The sequence below is a fragment of the Sphaerisporangium cinnabarinum genome (assembly GCF_055567015.1).
The window spans coordinates 1-1207 of the sequence record NZ_JBVHRG010000023.1 but is presented as its reverse complement, the minus strand read 5'-3'; the positions used below and the strand labels follow the sequence as shown (position 1 = coordinate 1207).

1 protein-coding gene is annotated in these 1207 nt (G+C 67.5%); it reads right to left on the bottom strand.

Annotated features, from left to right (window positions below):
* Positions 1 to 1142, bottom strand: a protein-coding gene (locus ACZ4MO_RS18790; protein ID WP_499279417.1) for an IS3 family transposase whose coding sequence is annotated in 2 segments (ribosomal slippage) — positions 1 to 875 and positions 875 to 1142 — 1143 coding nt annotated over the 2 segments. Because the reading frame shifts where the segments join, the coding sequence is not laid out codon by codon here. This gene is flagged as partial in the annotation.
* Positions 1143 to 1207 lie beyond the last annotated feature (65 nt).

Here is a 1207-nt window from a genome sequence, read left to right as displayed (position 1 = left end):
CTGGGCGGTGAAGGCGAGCTCGTACTCGACCGGGGTGAGCTTGCCGAGGGCACGCTGGCGCCGACGCCGGTTGTAGGTGCGTTCGATCCAGAACACGATCGCGTCGTGCAGCTGGTCGCGGGTGGCCCAGCGGCGACGGTTCAGGACGTTCTTCTGCAGCAGCGCGTTCCAGGACTCCATGGCCGCGTTGTCGCCCGCGGAGGCGACGCGACCCATCGATCCCTTCAGCCCGGCTGCGGCCAGGACCGCCCGGAAGGAACGCGCTCGAAATTGCGAGCCTCGGTCCGAATGCACGACCACGACGCCGGTCGGGGCGCGTCTGGCCACGGCGGTGCGCAGGGCGCTGACGGTGAGCTGGGCGGTCATCCGCCCATCGATCGCGTAGCCGACGATCCGGTTGCTGAACAGGTCCTTGATCGCGCAGCAGTAGATCTTGCCCTCGCCAGTGGGGTGCTCGGTGATGTCAGTGACCCAGACCTTGTCCGGCTCGTCGGCGGTGAAGTTGCGTCGGACGTGGTCGTCGTGGACCGCAGGTCCCGGCGACTTCCCGGCCCCGCGTCGGCCCTTGCGGACCGTGGTTGACCACAACTTCTGCGCCGAGCACAGCCGCCAGACGCGTCGCTCGCCGACGTCATGACCGGCGCGCTCGAGCTCGTCGGCCAGGAACCGGTAGCCGAACTCCGGATCGTCGTCGTGGGCGTCGATCAGAACGTTAGTGAGGTAGGCGTCTTCCAGGTCCCGGTCGCTGACCGGGTTGGCCGCCCAGGCGTAGTACGCCTGCGTGGAGTGGCCGAGCACCCCGCAGGTCAGCCGCACGGGGATACCCTCGGCGGCCAGGTCACGGACCAGCGGGTAGCTCATTTTGGGAGCGATCCAGCGGCGAAGTACGCGGCCGCGCGGCGCAGAATCTCGTTCTCCATCTCCAACCGGCGCTTCTCGCGGCGCAGCTGGACCAGCTCGCTCTGCTCGCTGCTCGTCTGACCATCGACAACGCCGTCGTCGATATCGGCCTGACGCACCCAGCGCCGCACAGACTCCACAGAGACGTCGAAGTCGGACGCGACCTCGGCATGCGTCAGATCACCGCGACGGGCGACCCGCACAACGTCACGCTTGAACTCAGGCGGGAACTTCTTAGGCACAACGACATCCTTCCAGCAGGACCTCGTCCCGCAGATGGAGTGTCAACCGTTCCTGCAGCAGTCCC